Source organism: Bacillus sp. SIMBA_005 (assembly GCF_046535585.1).
Classification (GTDB): domain Bacteria; phylum Bacillota; class Bacilli; order Bacillales; family Bacillaceae; genus Bacillus; species Bacillus pumilus.
In genome coordinates this window covers 1-251 of record NZ_JAWRWI010000833.1, presented here as the reverse complement: position 1 = coordinate 251, position 251 = coordinate 1, and the positions used below count along the sequence as shown (strand labels likewise).

1 protein-coding gene is annotated in these 251 nt (G+C 68.1%); it reads right to left on the bottom strand.

Going from position 1 to position 251, the window contains the following annotated elements:
* Positions 1-251, bottom strand: a 251-nt coding sequence (locus SB660_RS22410) for an NUDIX hydrolase (RefSeq protein WP_410584675.1), incomplete at both ends; no start/stop codon positions are given.

Genomic DNA, 251 nt, shown 5'->3' with positions numbered 1-251 from the left:
GCCTCCATGATCGACGCGTCTCCGTCTTCCGCGTGCCCTCCCGGTTGCACCCAGAACTGACCCTTGCCGTGGAAGACGAGCAGCGTCTGCGTGAGCGTCTCGTCGAACACGACGCACGAGGCGACCGTCGCCTCGCCCATCGTGTGGCTGATGTCGAAACACTCGATGCGCTGCGCGACCGCGGCCAGACCCAGCAGGTCGCGCAGCGATTCAGCGCGCGCGGTCTGCGCCGCCTGGCTGCCGAGTTCGGT